Annotated in this window: 17 protein-coding genes; 13 read left to right on the top strand and 4 right to left on the bottom strand. The window is 41.2% G+C overall.

Translation table 11 applies throughout. From position 1 onward, the window contains the following. The first annotated feature begins 263 nt into the window (after window positions 1-263). The 6 genes from A5875_RS08970 to asnS all read left to right on the top strand — a co-directional run bounded on the left by A5875_RS08970 (window position 264) and on the right by asnS (window position 7,918). On the top strand, window positions 264-1,367 hold the full coding sequence (locus tag A5875_RS08970; protein ID WP_088933274.1) for a baeRF6 domain-containing protein: 1,104 nt from the start codon (window positions 264-266) through the stop codon (window positions 1,365-1,367). Between the two features lie 192 nt (window positions 1,368-1,559). Beyond that, window positions 1,560-1,760 carry a cold-shock protein gene (locus tag A5875_RS08965; protein ID WP_010745638.1) on the top strand — a complete coding sequence of 67 codons (201 nt, stop codon included), beginning with the start codon at window positions 1,560-1,562 and terminating at the stop codon, window positions 1,758-1,760. Window positions 1,761-2,053: 293 nt separating this feature from the next. Then, a complete protein-coding gene (locus tag A5875_RS08960; protein WP_088933273.1) occupies window positions 2,054-4,807 on the top strand; it encodes a helicase C-terminal domain-containing protein in 2,754 nt (917 codons plus the stop codon). A 54-nt stretch (window positions 4,808-4,861) separates the two neighbouring features. Then, window positions 4,862-5,365 (top strand): cell wall elongation regulator TseB-like domain-containing protein, encoded by a 504-nt coding sequence (locus A5875_RS08955; RefSeq protein WP_088933272.1) that lies wholly within the window; start codon window positions 4,862-4,864, stop codon window positions 5,363-5,365. Between the two features lie 27 nt (window positions 5,366-5,392). Next, window positions 5,393-6,580 (top strand): pyridoxal phosphate-dependent aminotransferase, encoded by a 1,188-nt coding sequence (locus A5875_RS08950; protein ID WP_088933271.1) that lies wholly within the window; start codon window positions 5,393-5,395, stop codon window positions 6,578-6,580. A gap of 39 nt (window positions 6,581-6,619) precedes the next feature. Continuing rightward, complete coding sequence (asnS, locus tag A5875_RS08945) at window positions 6,620-7,918, top strand: asparagine--tRNA ligase (RefSeq protein ID WP_088933270.1); 1,299 nt, start codon at window positions 6,620-6,622, stop codon at window positions 7,916-7,918. 65 nt (window positions 7,919-7,983) lie between these two features. Here asnS and A5875_RS08940 read toward each other — a convergent pair whose 3' ends face one another. The 4 genes from A5875_RS08940 to A5875_RS08925 all read right to left on the bottom strand — a co-directional run bounded on the left by A5875_RS08940 (window position 7,984) and on the right by A5875_RS08925 (window position 9,406). Further along, window positions 7,984-8,184: a hypothetical protein gene (locus A5875_RS08940; RefSeq protein WP_088933269.1), complete on the bottom strand. Its 201-nt coding sequence runs from the start codon at window positions 8,182-8,184 to the stop codon at window positions 7,984-7,986. Window positions 8,185-8,212: 28 nt separating this feature from the next. Beyond that, window positions 8,213-8,413 (bottom strand): hypothetical protein, encoded by a 201-nt coding sequence (locus A5875_RS08935; RefSeq protein ID WP_088933268.1) that lies wholly within the window; start codon window positions 8,411-8,413, stop codon window positions 8,213-8,215. Window positions 8,414-8,442: 29 nt separating this feature from the next. Continuing rightward, complete coding sequence (locus A5875_RS08930; protein ID WP_088933267.1) at window positions 8,443-8,694, bottom strand: hypothetical protein; 252 nt, start codon at window positions 8,692-8,694, stop codon at window positions 8,443-8,445. 73 nt (window positions 8,695-8,767) lie between these two features. Further along, window positions 8,768-9,406 (bottom strand): TetR/AcrR family transcriptional regulator, encoded by a 639-nt coding sequence (locus A5875_RS08925; protein WP_088933266.1) that lies wholly within the window; start codon window positions 9,404-9,406, stop codon window positions 8,768-8,770. Between the two features lie 248 nt (window positions 9,407-9,654). On the opposite strand from A5875_RS08925, the gene A5875_RS08920 reads away from it, so the two are divergent. From A5875_RS08920 to A5875_RS08890, 7 genes are all read left to right on the top strand, one after another. Further along, complete coding sequence (locus A5875_RS08920) at window positions 9,655-11,712, top strand: heavy metal translocating P-type ATPase (protein ID WP_088933265.1); 2,058 nt, start codon at window positions 9,655-9,657, stop codon at window positions 11,710-11,712. A gap of 455 nt (window positions 11,713-12,167) precedes the next feature. Next, window positions 12,168-12,608, top strand: a complete 441-nt coding sequence (locus tag A5875_RS08915) for a CopY/TcrY family copper transport repressor (RefSeq protein WP_088933264.1) — start codon at window positions 12,168-12,170, stop codon at window positions 12,606-12,608. 29 nt (window positions 12,609-12,637) lie between these two features. Then, window positions 12,638-12,847: a copper chaperone CopZ gene (gene copZ, locus A5875_RS08910; protein WP_088933263.1), complete on the top strand. Its 210-nt coding sequence runs from the start codon at window positions 12,638-12,640 to the stop codon at window positions 12,845-12,847. 39 nt (window positions 12,848-12,886) lie between these two features. Further along, window positions 12,887-15,022 (top strand): heavy metal translocating P-type ATPase, encoded by a 2,136-nt coding sequence (locus tag A5875_RS08905; RefSeq protein WP_422851552.1) that lies wholly within the window; start codon window positions 12,887-12,889, stop codon window positions 15,020-15,022. A gap of 11 nt (window positions 15,023-15,033) precedes the next feature. Next, window positions 15,034-17,133 carry a heavy metal translocating P-type ATPase gene (locus tag A5875_RS08900; protein WP_088933261.1) on the top strand — a complete coding sequence of 700 codons (2,100 nt, stop codon included), beginning with the start codon at window positions 15,034-15,036 and terminating at the stop codon, window positions 17,131-17,133. A 114-nt stretch (window positions 17,134-17,247) separates the two neighbouring features. Then, window positions 17,248-18,276, top strand: coding sequence for a winged helix-turn-helix domain-containing protein (locus A5875_RS08895; RefSeq protein WP_088933260.1), 1,029 nt, complete (start codon window positions 17,248-17,250; stop codon window positions 18,274-18,276). Window positions 18,277-18,457: 181 nt separating this feature from the next. Beyond that, complete coding sequence (locus tag A5875_RS08890) at window positions 18,458-18,988, top strand: prevent-host-death protein (protein WP_067623449.1); 531 nt, start codon at window positions 18,458-18,460, stop codon at window positions 18,986-18,988. The last annotated feature ends 326 nt before the right edge of the window (window positions 18,989-19,314 follow it).

Genomic DNA, 19,314 nt, shown 5'->3' with positions numbered 1-19,314 from the left:
ATGTAAGGGTTGCGTTTCATTTTTAGGAATTTAGCAGCTATGTTACACCTGTCTCTTATACACATCTTTTTATGATAAAGCAAACAATCAATGAAATCATGAATAGTCGTTTGTTAATCGCTAAGAAATGTATTAGAAAAAACTTATGCAAATTCCAGTAAAATTTTTCGATTAATTTCATAATGTAAGGGTTGCGTTTCATTTTTAGGAATTTAGCAGCTATGTTACACTTGGATTGGAAGATTAAATAGGAGGGTACATTTATGGCAAATATCAGTAAAAAGTTACTAACTGAATTGACTTCAGAAGAAGCAACCGGTCCGTTTATCACATTTATGCTAAACACTCACCATGCACATCAAGATGTTGAAAAAGATCAAATCATGTTTAAGAACTTTGCTAAAGAAGCAAAAAAACGCTTCGAAAAGAAATACACTGATCACAGCTTTGAACCATTCCAAGTAAAAATCGATCAATTACTCGCAGATGGGGATTTCTGGCGAAACGGAACAAAAGGTGTCGCGGTGATCTTAACATCAGATGAAACCTATATTCATCGATTAAGTATTTCTGTCGATGACCAATACTATGTGAGTGACTTGCCATATTTATTGGCAATCATAAAAAATGCTCAATTCAACTATGCTTATTATTTGATGGCTTTAAATAGGGATTCCATGAAACTTTATTTTGTTCGCAACAAAGAAGTTAAAATGATCGAACTTCCAGAAGATGCACCGAGGGATATCGTGACGGCACTAGGCGACGAGTTGACTGGCGGTAATTTAAACGTTTCGGCTCGCGGCGGAGAAGTTGGAAGTTATCATGGTGTAAATACGAAGGACGAAGAAGTTGAAATCGATTGGGTCAATTATTACCAGGCTGTCGATAATTTCTTAAAGGAATTAGATAATCCAGATCAGTTGCCGTTGTATCTTTTTGCTTTGCCAGAAAATCAGACACAATTTAAAAAAATTGCGAAGAATCCGTATTACTCAGATAAGGCAGCAATCAGCGGATCACCGGCTCAAGCGAATATCAATGAAATTAAACAAGAGGCGCAAAAGCTCTCTGATCAACTTGCGGAAGTAGAGACGCAAACGTATCAAAAATTGATTAATCGGAAATTCGTTGATCAATTAGTCGATATTGTACCAGCTGCAAAAGAAGGTAAGGTCTCTCATTTGTTTATCGCAACTTCAAATCTTGTAGATGGATTCGGAGAAGATCCGGATGTCGAATATGATCGTCGACAAGTGCTTAATGAAATTGCCGACAATGTTATCAAAAATGGTGGACAGGTCTTTGTTCTAGACCAAAAGGATGCACCGGATGAGAAAAGCTTATTGGCGATTTTACGGTATTAGTCTTTAAATATTTCAAATATATTAAGTAAAAACTTTTTGAGCGATAACCTAGTGTTATCGCTTTATGTGTGTTATACTTCTAATTGTAGTTTTTGTACGGTAATATTGGCAAGTTTGTTTCAGACAACATCTTTCCTATTTCACCATTCAAGTAATTACAAAATTAATTTTTATCCTAGGAGGATGTTTAACATGGAACAAGGTACAGTAAAATGGTTCAACTCAGAAAAAGGCTACGGATTTATCACTGCTGAAAACGGAAATGACGTATTTGTACATTTCTCAGCTATCCAAGGCGACGGCTTCAAAACTTTAGAAGAAGGTCAAGCAGTGACTTTCGACGTTGAAGAAGGCCAACGTGGACCTCAAGCTACAAACGTTAACAAAGCTTAATTAATAGTAGACTTTTATGCCAGATGCGAAAGCATCTGGCTTTTTTTCGTTTATCTTCTATTTTGCATTTTAGAAGATAACAGCAGGTTTAAATTTGATTGGAATCGTTTTAACTAAAGAACTTTCTTGTAGAAAGTGGTAGTATTCAGATATAATGCGTGAGGAAGGCTTTACTGTGATCAATCATTTTTTTCGGGTTCTAACAAGTTATTAGTTAGAGGCGAGAACAGTTAGGCTCATATTAGTGAGGTTTTATAAAAGTAACACACGAATTCGAGGAAGGAGGGGTGAGTGTGAAGAAAAATTATGCGGTCGTTGATATCGAAACGACGGGAACTGACCCCAAAACAGATCGGATCATTCAATTTGGCTGTGTACTGATTGAAGAAGGTAAGATCGTTACTCATTTTTCAACGGATATCAATCCAGATCAAAATATTCCTCCGCAGATTCAGAAGCTGACGGGGATCACGAACCAGCGAGTTCGAAAAGCCCCTTACTTTGAAGATGTGGCTGAAACGATCAGTAATTTATTAGCAGATACTGTTTTTGTAGCCCACAATATTCATTTTGATTATCCTTTTTTAAGCAATGAGTTGGAACGCTGCGGTATGCCGCCGTTAACAATTCCTGGAATCGACACAGTAGAGCTGGCACAAGTGTTTATGCCAACTTCATTAAGCTTTCGATTAAAGGATTTGGCAGAAGAACTGGATTTGGTGCATGAAAACCCTCATCAGGCTGATAGCGACGCGGATGTAACGGCACAATTATTATTATATTTAGAGTCGGAAATAAAGGCTCTGCCGATCATTACTGTAGAAAAAATTATTGCTACTGCTGATCAGATGGCGTTTCAAACGAAGGACTATTTGGAAGATTGTTTGATGGATATGCAAGCAAACCCTAAACCTTTATCAAATGATTTAGCTATTATTCATGGTTTGGCTTTGCGAAAAAAAAGTGTTCCGCTTTTTTCTGAGAATTATTTTGGGAGGAAGGCTTATCCTCGTTCACGCAAGGCGAAGGAAAAAGTGTATCAGGGCGAATTGGATTTCCGAAAAGAACAGGCTCGTTTGATGAATTTGGTTTATGATTTCTTTAATAAGAAGGAAGATAAAAATGTTTTGGTCGAAGCGGCGACTGGAATTGGCAAAACGCTGGGTTACTTGCTGCCAATGAGCTTTTTGGCAACGCCGGAAAATCCAATAGTTGTCAGCACTGTGTCTTTATTACTACAAGAACAGATTTTGAATCACGATCTGCCGCTGATCAATCGCTTATTAGATCAGCCGTTACAGGCAGTTGTAATGAAAAGCAGCCGACATTATATCGACTTGGAACGTTTTTATCAAAGCTTTCAAAAGAAATCGGAACAAAAGCAATATACCTTTTATCAAATGGCTTTGCTTGTTTGGCTGACTCAGACTGAGACTGGGGATTTTGATGAACTGAATATGACAAGCTTGAAGCATCCATTCTGGCAAGAAGTAGCTCATATGGGTCCTCATAGTTTAAATCCTAGCAGCCCGTTTTATCAAGCCGACTTCATTCGTCATCGTCAGGAAAAATTAGCGCAAAGCAATTTGATCGTTACGAATCACGCGTTTTTGGCGCAAGAGGATCAGCGTAAGGAGCCCCAGCTTCCTAAAAGTCCTTATTTGATTATTGATGAGGCGCATCATTTAAATCGTGTATTAGAAAAAATCAGCAGTCAGCAGCTTAATCTTTTGGCGATCCAGCGTGCTTTTCATCGTTTGTTTGATACACAAAAGTTTGCTGTTTGGCAGGCATTAGTCGAAAAAGATCGTCAGACACAGCATGCACTTGAAATCTTTCAAGACGTGTTGCAGGAGCTAAATGAGGATTTGACCGATCTTTATCAGATTTTCAAGGACGAGTATCCTACAGAAGATGAGCGTCTGATTACTAAAGATATGATTGATCAATTATCCTTGGCCGGCGAGCAAGTATTGCAACGGATCGGTCGTTTGTATCAGGATGCTCTAACACTAGGCGAACAGATGCAGGCATATTTCAATACCTATAAAGAGACCTTTGGAATCAAGGAGCAGGCGGAATGGAATGATCTCCAAGCTTTGCTGGATAGCTTAACGCAGCAGCAAACCGCTTTTGAAACCTTCAGCGAAAAATGGGATGCTCGTTATATCCATTGGTTCAATGCAAAGCGTAAAACCTTCCAGGTTCAGGATTTGGAGGCTTCACTGATCAGTCACACAAAATGGTATGAACGATATCAGCAGATTTTTTACTTAGGTGGGACCTTAAAAATCGGTAGTGATCGTCATTACTTTGCTAAACGTTGGGGAATTCCAGAGACCGCTTTGAAGATTATCAGCAGTCCCTATGATTACGCCAAGCAAGCTCGTTTGTATCTGCCGACGAACAGTATCAGTATTCAGTCGACGTCACCAGATCAATACGCGAACTATGTAGCTGGTGTGGTTCATAAAATAGCGGAGAATCAGAAACGACCGATATTGGTATTGTTTACCTCTCACGATATTTTGAATCGTGTTTATCAGCGTGTGCGCGTTCCTTTGTTGAATGAAGGAAGAGAAGTTTTGGCGCAGGGAATCGGCGGCAGTCGCGAAAAATTATTGAAACGCTTCTTGCTTTCAAAAGATGCATTGCTTTTTGGTGCTGATAGTTTTTGGGAAGGGATTGATTTGCCAGGCGAGATCCTGCAAATCTTGATCGTCACACGTTTGCCATTTGAAAATCCGCAGCGGCTCCAAGTGAAAGCCCGTAATGACTTTTTGGCATCAGAAGGGATCAATCCATTTTTCCAAGAGTCCGTTCCTAACACGGCGCTGCGATTGCGGCAAGCGTTAGGACGTCTGATTCGATCGGATCAGGATAAAGGAGTGATGCTGTTATTAGATCAACGCTTTATCACCGCTAAATATGGAGAAAAACTACGTAAGGCACTGCCAAAAGAATTGCCGATCAAACAATTACCGCTGGAAGACATTTTGGCAGAAACAGATCAATTTTTAAATTCTGACAAAAGTGAAGAGAATTAATGAGGGAGAGCCCTTCTTTTGGTATAATGTAGCTTGTCTGAGAGGAGTATGATTTTGGATACGAATAGTGCAGGACAACAGAAGCTCAATCGTTGGCTGTTAGGAATCGTGACTTTTTTATTGATCATCATCGTGGCGGCGACCATGATTTTTATTCGTTCAAATCGTCCGATGCAGCAAGCCAAAAGAGAAGCTGTTCAAATGGCAGAAAAATATGCCGACTTAGAAACGGTGGATCAGTTTTATTGGTTCAATCGTGAAAAAACTTATTTTACCGTCACCGGTGAAAACAACACTGGCGAATCGATCATTGTGATCGTACCGAAATCGGGGGAAAAGGTTCGTGTTCTCAATCAAAAGGATGGACTGACGGAGCAACAAGTGGAAAAACGTTTTGAGAGTGATAACCCGGATTTGATTTTTGAAAAGGCAAATCTAGGAATCTACCGTGATCAAACTGCTTGGGAGATCACTGCAAAAGACGATCAAGGCGCGATTTATTATTACTTGCTGGCATTTAATGACGGCAAGACGATCAAAGTCATCAAAAAAATCTAAAAAAACTTGGTAGGGGAGTTATCAGTTATGAAATTATCACAGCGTGTAACAAACTTAGAACCGTCCGTCACTTTAGCAGCGACCGCCAAAGCCAAAGAGTTGAAAGCCCAAGGATTAGATGTCATTAGTTTGACTGTTGGAGAACCAGATTTTACTACGCCGGAAAATATCGAGCAGGCTGCGATTGATGGAATCAAGAGCGGCAAAGTTAGTTTTTATACCGCTTCTGGTGGAACACCGGAATTGAAATCTGCGATTGTTGATTTTACAAAGAAGAATTATGATTTAACGATCGAGCCGAAAAACATCATCGTGACCAGCGGGGCAAAATTTGCCTTGTATACATTGTTCCAAACAATTTTAGATGCAGGCGATGAAGTAATTATTCCTGTTCCTTACTGGGTCAGCTATGGAGAACAAGTTAAGCTAGCTCAAGGAAATCCAGTTTTTGTTACGGGAGATCAAGGCAATGATTATAAAATCACGGTTGATCAGCTGGAGGATGTTCGGACAGAAAAGACGAAAGCGATCATCATTAATTCGCCATCGAATCCTACGGGGATGATTTATACCGAGGAGGAGCTGCGGGAAATTGGTGAATGGGCAGTTCGTCATGAATTGTTGATTGTCTCAGATGATATTTATGATCATCTTGTTTATAATGGGAACGAAGCGCCGCACATTGCTTCTTTATCTGACGAGATTTTCCATCATACAGTGATTATCAACGGGGTATCAAAAACCTATTCCATGACCGGTTGGCGAATTGGTTATGCGATCGGGAATGCTGAGATCATTGGCGGAATGACTTCGATCGCTTCTCAAGCGACAAGCAATCCAACGTCCGTCAGTCAAGTAGCGGCCGTCGAAGCTTTGGCTGGTGAACAAGAGACTGCGGAAAAAATGCGACAAGCCTTTGAAGAACGCTTGAACACTATCTATCCTAAGGTTGCTGATTTACCAGGCTTTAAGCTTAAAAAACCGCAAGGTGCGTTTTATCTGTTTCCAAATATCAAAGAAGCAATGGAGATGGGCGGATATGATAATGTAACGACTTGGGTCAACGATTTGTTGGAACAAGAACAGGTTGCGTTGGTAACAGGTGAAGGTTTCGGATCAGCGGATAGTGTACGGATGAGTTATTCAGCCAGCCTGAAGGACTTAGAAGAAGCTGTCGTGCGGATTCGCCGTTTTATTGAAAACAGTAAGAAGTAAAATCATCATTTCGGGATAAATATGATAGGAGAGACATTTGTGGAACAAATTCAAATCATTGATGCCAAGAATCATGTTGGCGAAACAGTAAAAATCGGTGCTTGGGTCGCTAATAAACGTTCAAGCGGAAAAATCTCTTTTTTGCAATTGCGTGATGGGACTGCTTATTTCCAAGCTGTTGTTGTAAAAAGCGAAGTATCAGAAGAGGTCTTTCATTTAGCCAAAGAATTGACCCAAGAAACGTCAATCATCGTCACTGGAGAGATTCGTGAAGATACGCGTTCGAAATTTGGTTATGAGTTAGGTGTGAAAGAAATCGAAGTAATCGGCGAAAGCCATGATTACCCAATTACACCAAAAGAACATGGTGTAGATTTCTTGATGGATCATCGTCATTTATGGTTGCGTTCATCACAACAACACGCGATTATGCTGATCCGTAACGAAGTGATCCGTGCGACTTACGAATTCTTCAATAATAATGGGTTTGTAAAAGTTGATCCGCCGATTTTAACCGGCTCAGCGCCTGAAGGTACCAGCGACTTATTTGAAACGAACTACTTTGATCACAAAGCCTATCTATCTCAAAGCGGTCAATTATACATGGAAGCAGCTGCGATGGCATTAGGCAAAGTCTTCTCATTCGGTCCAACATTCCGGGCAGAAAAATCAAAGACTCGTCGTCACTTGATCGAGTTTTGGATGATCGAACCGGAAATGGCCTTCATGCATCAAGAAGACAGTTTAGAAGTTCAAGAACAATACGTGGCCTACTTGGTCCAAAATGTGCTAGATAACTGCGACTACGCGTTAGATGTTTTAGGTCGTGATAAAGAAATTTTGAAAAACTATACAAAACTTCCTTATCCACGAATCTCTTACGATGATGCGATTGAACTATTGAAGAAAAATGGCTTTGACGATATCGAATGGGGCGAAGATTTTGGTTCACCGCATGAAACCTTTATCGCTAATTCATTTGATCGTCCAGTCTTTATTTTGAATTATCCAAAAGCGATCAAACCATTCTACATGAAACCACATCCAACACGTGAGGATGTCGTAATCTGTGCTGACTTGATTGCACCTGAAGGTTATGGTGAAATCATCGGCGGTTCAGAACGGGCAACGGATTATGATTATTTGTTAGAACAAATTCGTGAAGCTGGTTTGAATGAAGAAGAATATTCATGGTATTTAGATTTGCGTAAATATGGTACTGTGCCGCATTCAGGCTTTGGACTAGGATTGGAACGGACGATCACCTTTATTGCTGGGATCGATCATGTCCGTGAGGCCATTCCATTCCCACGTTTGTTAAATCGTATTTATCCTTAATAGAAAACAAGCTAAAACCGCCGAGACGATTCTCGGCGGTTTTTTTGCTGTACTTTTGCATGGAACTAGAAGCCGATTTTTCCGATAAATGAGGCATTTTTGTCATCGTCATGCTGGAAATAAATGGGATCAAGTTTATCATCTTGTTCTTTAAGCTTCGTAGTCACAACTGTTTTCACTTCTTCTTTATCAATGTTTTTTTCTACAATCTGCGAAGTCGCTCCTAGAGTAATCAGTGCCAATGCAATTATTGTTAGTTTTTTCATTTTAATTTTCTCCTTTTCGTAAGTGGGCTTAAAAGCCGATTTTCTCTGCTAATTTATATTCCTCGTTGTCGTCATGTCCATAATCAATCGTGTCGTTTTTTTCATCTTGTTCTTTAAGGTTCGTGGTCACAACTGTTTTCACTTCTTCCTTGTCGATATTTTTTTCGACGATTTGGGAAGCACCTCCCAGTGTGATCAATGCCAATGCGATAATAATTAGTTTTTTCATTTTAATTTTCTCCTTTTTTATTGGTTGGTTTATTTAAAGAATTTGCCTTTGATTTCGTTTTTAACGAGGTCGAAGAATTGGATCATGACTTTTGAACAGATTGCTTCTGGTAACTGTGTTTCGTTAGCAATAAATTCAACGATTGCTGTTAGGTGCTTTCTTGAGTAACAAGTAATGTTTTTGTTGCAATAGTTTTCGTAACTGCTTAAGATACTTTCGACTGTTTGAATGGATTCGTTTGTTTGTCCTGCGACTGCTTTGATTGTTTGTGTGTTGTTCATAATGATTTCCTCTTTTCTTGACCGACTGTCGGTCATTTTTGTTTTAATAGTTAAACTCAACAGGTGCGTTGAGTTATGATAGAAAGATTTTTTGCAATTTTGCGACTGTTTCTTCGTAGGGATGAATTTCAGGATTAATAGCTAATGCCTTAAAAAATAAATCCGCAGCAGCGATAACACGTTTTTGAATGGTCTCAGGTGATAGGTTTTCAATACTATCGAACATTGTTTGAAGTCCTGCTACCAAAAACTGGATACTTTCAAGAGGATAAGCGGTTCTAAATTCCTGCTGCTGCTTTCCTTCTGCAATGATCTCTGCTAAAACGGGGCAGACCTGATTGATCGTACCTTCAAGTGCTCGTTGCTTCATTAAAGCATTTTCTGGCAATTGGAACTTATCAACGATCTCTTCCTTGTGGGTGCTTTCGGAAGTATTTGGTGATAGGAAGGTGATCAGCTTTTCTAGTGCTGTGCCATCTAACTCTTGAATTTCTTTTGCTCTCATTATTTCTTGATCGATAATCTGACCGATAACGGCGTCTAACACTTCTTCTTTAGAAACAAAGTAATGATAGAAGGTTCCTTTGGCGATGCCGATGCGCTTCAAAATGTCGTTGACTGTGGTCTTGTTGAACCCCTTTGTTAAGAAGAACTCTTCGGCGGTAGTGATGATTTCGTTTCTTCGTTCATCATGCTCTTTTACAATTCGCATTTTTTCCACTCCTTTACTAAACCGACTGTCGGTCACTTCCTGTACCTTTATAATACCGACCAGCGGTCTATCTGTCAACACTTTTTTGAAATTTTTTTTATGAATAATCGAAAAACACCGATATATCAACGTTTATCGACGAAATATTTTTTTGAAAAAGCTTTCTTTTAATCCTTGACACATGAAGATGTATTCATATATAATATACATGAAGAATCATTCATATGTTATAGAGAGAAGGGTATCTCATGGAAAAAGTATATCGGTTAGATGGATTAGATTGCGCGAACTGCGCAGCCAAAATCGAACGTTCCGTTCAACAAATCAAAGGTGTGGAGCAGGCGCAAGTCGACTTTATGAGCACGAAGCTGACGATCGTTGCACCAGAAAAGGACATCGAACGGATCAGTGATGAAGCGAAGGAAATTGTGAATAAATTAGAACCAGATGTCGAGGTCAACAGTGTTCAGACGGAAAAGGCAGAAGAAAGTTCGAAAGGAAAAATCATTCAGATTGTAGCTGCAATCATCGCTTTAGCATTGCTGGCTCTCTTTACACCAGCTATGCCGTGGAAACTGGCTGCCTATCTGATTTTATACCTATGGATCGGTTACGATGTATTAAAAACGGCTATCACGAACATTTTTCATGGTGAGATTTTCGATGAAAACTTCTTGATGGCGATCGCGACAGTCGGGGCAATTGCTATCGGTGAATATCCAGAAGCTGTAGCAGTCATGCTGTTTTATCAAGTAGGAGAGTTTTTCCAAGATTACGCTGTTGCGAAATCAAGAAAATCGATCAGCTCCTTGTTAGCGATTCGGCCGGATTCAGCGAATTTGATCCAAAATGGCGAGGTCAAAAAAGTTGCACCGGAAACAATCAAAGTTGGCGATCGCATTTTGATCAAGCCAGGCGAGAAGGTTCCATTAGATGGGATCGTTAAGGAAGGGAACTCAATGCTGGATACTTCAGCCTTGACCGGAGAATCTGTTCCCCGCAGCGTCCATCCAGATGAACAAATTCTTAGCGGCTTCATTAATCAAAGCGGGCAATTAACGGTAGAAGTCACTACGACATTCGGTGAATCGACTGTCAGCAAGATTTTGGACTTAGTGGAAAATGCCAGCAGTAAAAAAGCGCCGGCTGAGAACTTTATTACGAGCTTTGCGCGCTACTATACACCGATCGTTGTCGGTCTAGCTGTCTTATTGGCTGTCGTTCCGCCCCTTGTTACCGGCGAGCCATTTTATGATTGGGTGTATCGGGCGCTGACCTTCTTAGTTATCTCATGTCCTTGTGCCTTGGTTATTTCTGTACCATTGAGCTTCTTTGGCGGGATCGGTGGTGCAAGTAAAGCCGGTGTGTTGATCAAAGGCAGCAATTACATCGAAACCTTAGCCAACGTTGAGACGTTAGTTTTCGATAAAACAGGCACGTTGACAAAAGGTGTCTTTGAAGTTCAAACGGTGGAGACGACGATTGATCAAAAAGATTTTCTGCGGTATGTTGCCAGTGCGGAACAAAGTTCGAGTCATCCGATTGCGCAATCGATCGTTAACTATGTGGACCAACCGTTGTCACCAGTTAGTCAGCTAGAAGAAATTGCTGGTTTTGGGATTTCGGTTGAGATCGAAGGACATCATTTCTTAGTAGGAAATGAAAAGTTGTTAGCCAAATACGACATTCCATTCCAAGCAGTCAATGACATCGGAACGATCGTTTATGTAGCGATGGATGGAAAATACATTGGTCATTTAGTGATCGCTGATGAGTTGAAGGACAATGTTACGGAAGCTTTGACTGAAGTGAAAAATCTGGGTGTGAAGCGGACCGTCATGTTGACAGGAGATAATCGTGGAATTGCCGATGCGATCGGTAAGAAGATCGGCATTGATCAAGTGTATAGCGAGCTGCTTCCAGCAGACAAGGTCAATCATTTAGAGGCAGAACTAAAAAGTGAACAAAAAACTGCCTTTGTTGGCGATGGAATGAATGACGCGCCGGTACTAGCGCGGGCGGATGTCGGGATCGCAATGGGCGGTCTTGGGTCAGATGCCGCGATTGAAGCTGCCGACGTCGTAATCATGGACGATCAACCAGCTAAAATCCCAGTAGCGATTCGAATCGCTCGCAAGACGATGGGGATCGTCAAACAAAACATCGTATTTGCGATCGGAGTGAAAGTTCTAGTGTTGATCTTAGGAGCATTAGGATTTGCTACGATGTACGCAGCTGTCTTTGCGGATGTCGGTGTAACAGTGATCGCAGTTTTGAATGCGATGCGTTGTTTAAGAATAAAATAATCGATGAAAAGGCTTTGTGGCGAATCTTGTCACAAAGCTTTTTTTGACATTAAGGGAAGTATGAAATTTTTACATGAATAAATCGCTTTGTAGCAGGTATATCCATGTCTGGCTTCACGAACTAGCTTTTCTACACAACGGTGTGACCCAGCCAGTTGCTGCTAAATTATCATTAAGCAGAACTAGCATATCGGCAATAAGCAAAAATATTCCGAAATTTGAGAAGCAATTTAGAAATATTTTGGTCTTATTGCTGTGAGACACAGCGATCGGTTTTTGGAGCTGATGTGGAACAGTACCTACTTGGTGCTCAAAAGCTGAACGAGTTCGCGAAGCCTTTTTTTATGCTTGTCAAAAATTAAATAAAAAGTTTCACCTTATCGGTTGACGAATTGCGATTACAAATGTAAACTAATAAATGTAGATTACAAATGTAAACGAAAGAGGTGAAATTTATGACTATGACGATAACACCGATCAAGATCAGTGATTCAGAGTGGGAGGTCATGCGAGTGATTTGGACGCAGGAGTCTACTACCGCACAGGAAATCATTGATATTCTTGGACAAACGATGGAGTGGAAGCCGGCGACGATCAAAACATTGTTGGGACGTTTGGTAAAAAAAGAAGCAGTCCGAACAGAGCAGTCAGGAAAAAAATATATTTATTATCCTGCCATCAGCGAAGGTGAGACAGTCAAAAGTGCGACAGAGAATTTATTTTCTCATATCTGTGCGAAACGAATCGGAGAAACGATCGCCGACTTGGTAGCAGAAGCCGAATTGACTGACGCAGATGTTGAAATGATCAAAGAACAGTTAGTCCGAAAGCAGACAGTTGAAAAAATCGAATGCAACTGTATTCCCGGACAATGCGAATGCAATCATCACAAATAACTATAAAAAATCGAATGGAGACGAATAAAATGAAAAAACAATTTGCAATCAACGGAATGACTTGTAATCACTGTGTGGCTAATGTAGAAAAAGCGATCAACGAATTGGCTGGGATCGACAAAGTAAAAATCAATCTAAAGAAAAACCAAGGAGTCGTGAAATTCGACGAAGCACAAGTTTCAGCAGATCAAATTGCCGCAGCAGTGACTGAGGCAGGGTATGAAACTGAGGTGATCTAATTGGCAGATGCAACGGTAGAAACATTTGCGATTACCGGCATGACCTGTGCCAACTGTTCTGCACGAGTGGAAAAGGAATTGAAGGCGACAGAAGGTGTGCTTGAGGCAAATGTCAATTTAGCTACAGAAAAGGCAACCGTCCAGTTTGACGATAGCCTGACGACAGAAAAGCTGATTCAACGGGTCGAAGGGATCGGGTATGGCGCAATTCTTTTCGATGATGCCCATAAGCAGAAAATCGAGCAAGAAAAGGCTGCCTATTTAAAAAAAATGAAACGCGATTTGGTATTGAGTGCCGTGTTGACAGCACCATTAATGATAGCGATGATCGCCATGCTGTTGGGCAGTCATGCGAGCTGGGTACATTTTCTGCATTTGCCGCTTGTTCAGCTGGTTTTAGTAACACCGGTTCAATTTGGAGTAGGCCAGCGTTTTTACCGCGGAGCTTATCATGCCTTGAAAACTAAAGCACCTAATATGGATGTTTTGGTGGCGATGGGAACGACGGCCGCTTTCGCCTTGAGTGTATACAATGGCTTTTTTAATCCTTACAGTTCAGATTTGTATTTTGAAAGCAGCGGGATGATCATCACCTTGATTTTGCTAGGAAAGTATTTAGAGCAAAAGGCGAAAACAAAAACGAGTGATGCCATCAAGCAGCTGATGAGTTTGCAAGCTAAAACCGCTACGATCATCATTGATGGTGCAGAAAGACAAGTACCAATCGAAGATGTTCAGGTTGGGGATCTTTTACGGGTTCGACCAGGAGAACAGATTCCGGTAGATGGAAAGATTGTTGCCGGACAAACGACGATCGACGAAAGTATGCTGACAGGCGAAAGCTTGCCAGTCGATAAAAATGTCGAGGATCAGGTTTTTGGCGGAACGGTTAACACAACTGGAAGTATTCAATTCAGTGCGACGCAAGTTGGCAGTATGACGGTCCTTTCCCGGATCATTCGGATGGTGGAAGATGCGCAGGGCGAAAAAGCGCCGATTCAGCAAATCGCTGATAAAATCTCAAAGGTCTTTGTACCGACAGTTTTAGTCATCGCTTTGATCACCTTGATCGCAACGGGATTGTTGACTGGAGATTGGCAGCAGGCGATCGTGCATAGTGTCTCTGTTTTAGTCATCGCTTGTCCGTGTGCCTTAGGTTTGGCGACACCAACAGCTATTATGGTAGGAACTGGTTTAGGGGCGAAGTCCGGTATCTTGATCAAAGGCGGCGGTGCTTTAGAAAAGATCGCTCATTTGACGACGATTGTTTTAGATAAGACCGGCACCATCACCGAAGGAAAACCAGTAGTCGCAGATTTTGAATCTTTTGATCCGCAGGCTTTGGCTTACTTAACGAGTTTGGAATATCAATCGGAGCATCCTTTGGCAAAAGCGATTTATCACTATGGCAAAGATCAAGCCGACATCTTACCGGTTGAAAATTTTGAGAGTTTGACTGGTCAAGGTGTGACCGGTGTAATTAATGGAAAGCAATACTTTGTTGGCTCCAAGCGCGGCTTGAATGAGCGGAATATTTCATTTGCTGAAGAACGTGTGATAGCGTTAGAAGAAGAAGGAAAAACGGTGATGTTTTTAACCGATCAAGCCAAGGTATTGGCGATGATCTCGGTAACGGATCAAGTCAAACAGTCTTCTAAAGCTGCGATCGAAGCGCTGCACCAATCAGGTATCAAGGTGAAAATGCTGACCGGTGATAATCCGCAGACAGCGCGTTATATCGGTGCCCAAGTTGGGTTGGACGCAGCAGATATCGTTGCAGAAGTCTTGCCTGAGGATAAAGCGCAGGTTGTAAAGGAATTGCAAGGCAACGGTGAATCTGTCGGTATGGTTGGCGATGGAATCAATGATGCGCCTGCTCTAGCTTTAGCGGATATCGGTATCGCTATGGGCAGCGGAACGGACATTGCGATGGAGACTGCAGATATTACCTTGATGAACAGTGATCTTTTGTCGGTTGAAAAAAGTATCCGTTTATCAAAATTGACATTAAGAAAGATCAAACAAAATTTATTCTGGGCGTTTTGTTATAACGTGGTGGGGATTCCATTTGCGGCACTGGGCTTCTTGAATCCAATCATTGCCGGCGGCGCGATGGCCTTTAGTTCGGTCAGCGTGTTGTTGAACTCGCTCAGTTTGAATCAGAAAAAATTGTAGGGGGATTTAGTATGAAACAAGGAGATCAAATGGATGAATCGATGGACATGGACCACTCTAAACATGAACAGCATGAAATGAGCGGACACGACCATCACGATATGAACCATGGAATGAACGGGCATGATCATCACGAGATGGATCATGGGGGAATGGATCATTCGATGCATATGGGAAATTTCAAACAGAAGTTTTGGCTCTCACTTGTTTTGTCGCTCCCAATCATCATTTTCTCACCCATGATGGGGATGCAGCTGCCGTTCCAATTTACCTTTCCCGGCTCTGAATGGGTCGTCTTAGTTTTAGCGACCATTCTTTTCATTTATGGTGGAGAGCCCTTCTTAAGCGGCGCTAAAATGGAATTGAAAATGAAGAGTCCTGCTATGATGACGTTGATCGCCATGGGGATTTCAGTAGCGTATATTTATAGTTTGTACTCGTTTATTGCCAACAAGGTCAACCCTCATGAGCATGTGATGGATTTCTTCTGGGAACTGGCGACGTTGATCGTGATCATGCTTTTAGGGCACTGGGTAGAAATGAGTGCTGTTTCCAATGCCAGCAATGCGTTGAAGAAATTGGCGGAATTGCTGCCGGATGAAGTGAATAAGATTGACGCGGACGGTTCGACAAGTAAAGTGAAGCTGCAAGATATTCATTCCGGCGATCTTTTGCTTGTCCGTGCGGGAGATAAGATGCCGACGGATGGCGAGATCATTAAAGGTTCTACCATTGTTGATGAATCAGCTGTTACTGGTGAATCAAAAGGTGTTCAGAAAAATGTCGGTGATACGGTCATCGGCGGTTCAGTCAATGGCGACGGTACGATCCGAGTAAAAGTAACCGGTACAGGTGAAGACGGCTACTTAGCAAAAGTTATGACGATGGTGCAGCAAGCCCAACAAGAAAAATCGAAATTAGAATCGATTTCTGATAAGGTGGCTAAATGGTTGTTCTATATTGCTTTAGCTGCTGGGATCTTGACGTTTATCGCTTGGCTGATCGTAGCAGATCTGCCGCAGGCGCTGGACCGGATGGTAACAGTTTTCGTGATTGCTTGTCCTCATGCCTTAGGGCTGGCGATTCCGTTAGTTATCGCTCGTTCCACTTCTTTAGCGGCTAAAAACGGTTTGCTGTTAAAAAGCCGTCAAGCCTTGGAACAAGGAAATCAATTGGATTATGTCTTTTTAGATAAAACCGGAACCTTAACAGAAGGCAAGTTCACCGTGACTGGCGTGGAAGCATTGGCTGAGATGGATAAGACCGAAGTGCTGAAATATATCGGTGCTTTGGAAAGTCAGACCAACCATCCATTAGCTGTTGGTGTCATGAATTATTTGAAATCTGAAAGCATCGAGTCTTATCAAGCGCAAGATGTTTCGACCTTGAAGGGCATCGGAGTAAGCGGAACGGTAGAAGGCCATCAAGTCATCCTTGCTAATCAGAAGGAAGTTGAAAAACGTCAATTAAACTTTGATCAAGAGAAATTGAAGGATTATCAAGCTCAGGGAAATACGATTTCTTTCTTGTTGATCGATGATCAGCTGATCGCTTTCTTCGCAATGGGTGACACCTTAAAGGCTCAAGCGCAAGACTTCATCAAGGAGCTAAGGGATGTTGGGATCGAACCGGTCATGCTGACTGGGGATAATCAAGCTGCCGCCAAAGCTGTTGCTGACTATTTAGGGATCAAAGAGTTTTATAGCGAGCTGCTGCCGGATGATAAGGAAAAAATCATCAAAGAGTATACCGATAAAGGTAAAAAAGTCATGATGGTAGGCGACGGAATCAACGATGCTCCTGCTTTAGCCAGAGCTTCTATCGGAATGGCGATCGGAGCAGGAACCGACATTGCGATTGATTCGGCTGATGTGGTCTTGACCAACAGTAATTTGCCGGACATTTTAAAATTCGTCCGTTTGGCGAAAAAGACCCATAGCAAAATGATCCAAAATCTTTGGTGGGGAGCTGGCTATAATATTTTAGCGATCCCACTAGCTGCCGGAGTTCTAGCTCCGCTGGGCATTCTTTTGAGTCCTGCGGTTGGCGCGATTTTAATGTCCCTAAGCACCATTATTGTGGCAATCAATGCCATGACACTAAACGTCTGAGTAATTCAGGCGTTTTTTCTTTATTATTCAGGAAAATATTAGATAAAAATGCCGATAATTTGTGTTATTTTTAAATAAGAGGAATTATAAAGAACAGAAAAGAGGGCATAGGGCATGATTTGGCAATTTATAACAAGGAAGAAAAATCAACGACAGTTACAAATAATTAGCTTATTAAAGGAAGATAAATATACAGCGACTGAATTGACCAAGCACATAAAAACTAGTCGAAGAACGGTTTTGCGCTATATTGATGAACTGGAGCAGGCAGGATACATTTCAAAAGGAAAATATTACCAGATCGCCTGGCAATACCAAGCAAGGTATCCAGAACTGTATCGAAAAGTTTTGATGTCTGATCCGCGCTTTCAACTTTTTCGAAAATACCTGTGGGGACAGGCTTCTGAGAAAATCAATTATGCAAAGTTTAAAAGACTGAATTATCATTTGACTAGCCTGAATCTTGTGGCAAATCGTCAAACCGGCAGCTTATTGGGAGAGATTGGCTTAATTTTCTTATTGCAGCTGCGCTATTTGAGGGATTTCTATTTTTTTGAAGAACGAGAGATTTATCAGCAGATGGATGATTATTATCGAAATTATCCGGGGACTCTAATTGATAAGGCACTGTTTCCAGATGAGACGATGATCAAAAACTTTATTGACGAATTCGGTATCCAACCGAAGTTTGCCAAATTTTTCTTCTTCGATCATCTGCGCTATCATTTTCAGCTCTTTGCTGATTTTTATCAGTGTCACCGAGAGCATCGAACGGATTTATATCTGGAAGTAAAGCAAGCGAGTAAAATTATTAAAGAGATGCTTGCTTGGGAGAGCGAAGTGTTGAGATTCACTGTGACGGTTAAGCTTTTCGATCTGCTTTTTGGGATTCATCAAGGGCTTCCGTTAATAGTTTTTAATCTAAAATGGGAGCAAGGAGTCGTCGCGGAGATTTATTATCGACTTAGTAAGGAATTAAAGCGGGAGATTCCAATATTAAGTAATTGCCGAATAGATGAATTGGCGCTGGCTTTGAAAAATATTATTTTTACGAGTTATCAGGTAACGTTGACGATGACACCTAATTTGGACTCTACTTTCTTGATTCAGGAACGGTATGAAAAATTTATAGCATCTAAATAAGGAAAATAAGATCAAGATTTTTCTTCAAGAAAGGTTATGCTATAATGATGAAGACTACGTAGAGGCTGCCGTTCACGTTCGCGCGTTTACGGTACTTTCGCGTACTTAGAAAAATGACATACAGAAGAAAATAGAATTTGGCTCTTTCGTTTGAGAGGCTATTAAATAGGAGGAGAGCAGAGTGGGATTACGAAAATTAGATGTTCCGACATCTTCGATTACTGAAGTAAAAAAATCACCAATGGATGTTTTTGCTCAAGCTCGTAAAGCAGAGACCGGTGTTTATATCTTTAACCGTGAAAAAATTGCTGGTGTGATGCTGACGAAAGAACAGTATGAAGCCTTGGTGGAGGAATTGAATACTTTACGCGATACCTTATATCAACCAGTGGAACGGGAATTACCAGTTCCAGAAGAATTAGAAGAGCTGGCAACCGCATTGAGAACTACCTTAGCAAAAGGGTCAGTTATTTCCGCCCGCTATTTGGATGAACGAATGGTGGCGACCGGATTCATTACCAAGAAAACCGGCTTTGGCGGTGTGACGGAAATGATGAAAGAATTAGAAGATAGCGGAAAAATCATTTATCAATTGCGTCGTCGCGAGCACAACAAAGTGATCTATGCTGAGATTTTCGGCGAACCCCAAGAATTCCAACGAGGCTCAGCTGATAAATTGATGATCCGCAAAGTAAATCTGATTGAACGATAGACAGCGTGTGCTGTCTATTTTTTTGCCAGTTTTACTTCCTGCTTTAGCAGGTTAGTAAAATGGTATGCGTACGAAGATCAGGCTTTTTTCGTTTTTTGAAAAAAGTTTCCTTTCCTATGAGCTAGCTGGCCTGATGATTAGTCAAAGCATCAGTACGATAAATGGAATCGTATGCGCAGTGAGAATGAATACTTAAACAGGAACTAGCTATCAGCTGCTAGTTCTATTTTGCGTGATGAAAAAATTTTTTTTGAAAATAAGCAGCTGTCGTTTTACAACAAATTAAATCTGCCTTCTTAAATTCCTTTTACATTCAGCATGATTAA

Origin of the sequence: Enterococcus sp. 3H8_DIV0648, from assembly GCF_002140655.1 — a bacterium.
GTDB classification, from domain to species: domain Bacteria; phylum Bacillota; class Bacilli; order Lactobacillales; family Enterococcaceae; genus Enterococcus_A; species Enterococcus_A hulanensis.
The sequence above is the reverse complement of the archived record's forward strand: the minus strand, read 5'-3'. Positions and strand labels throughout refer to the sequence as shown.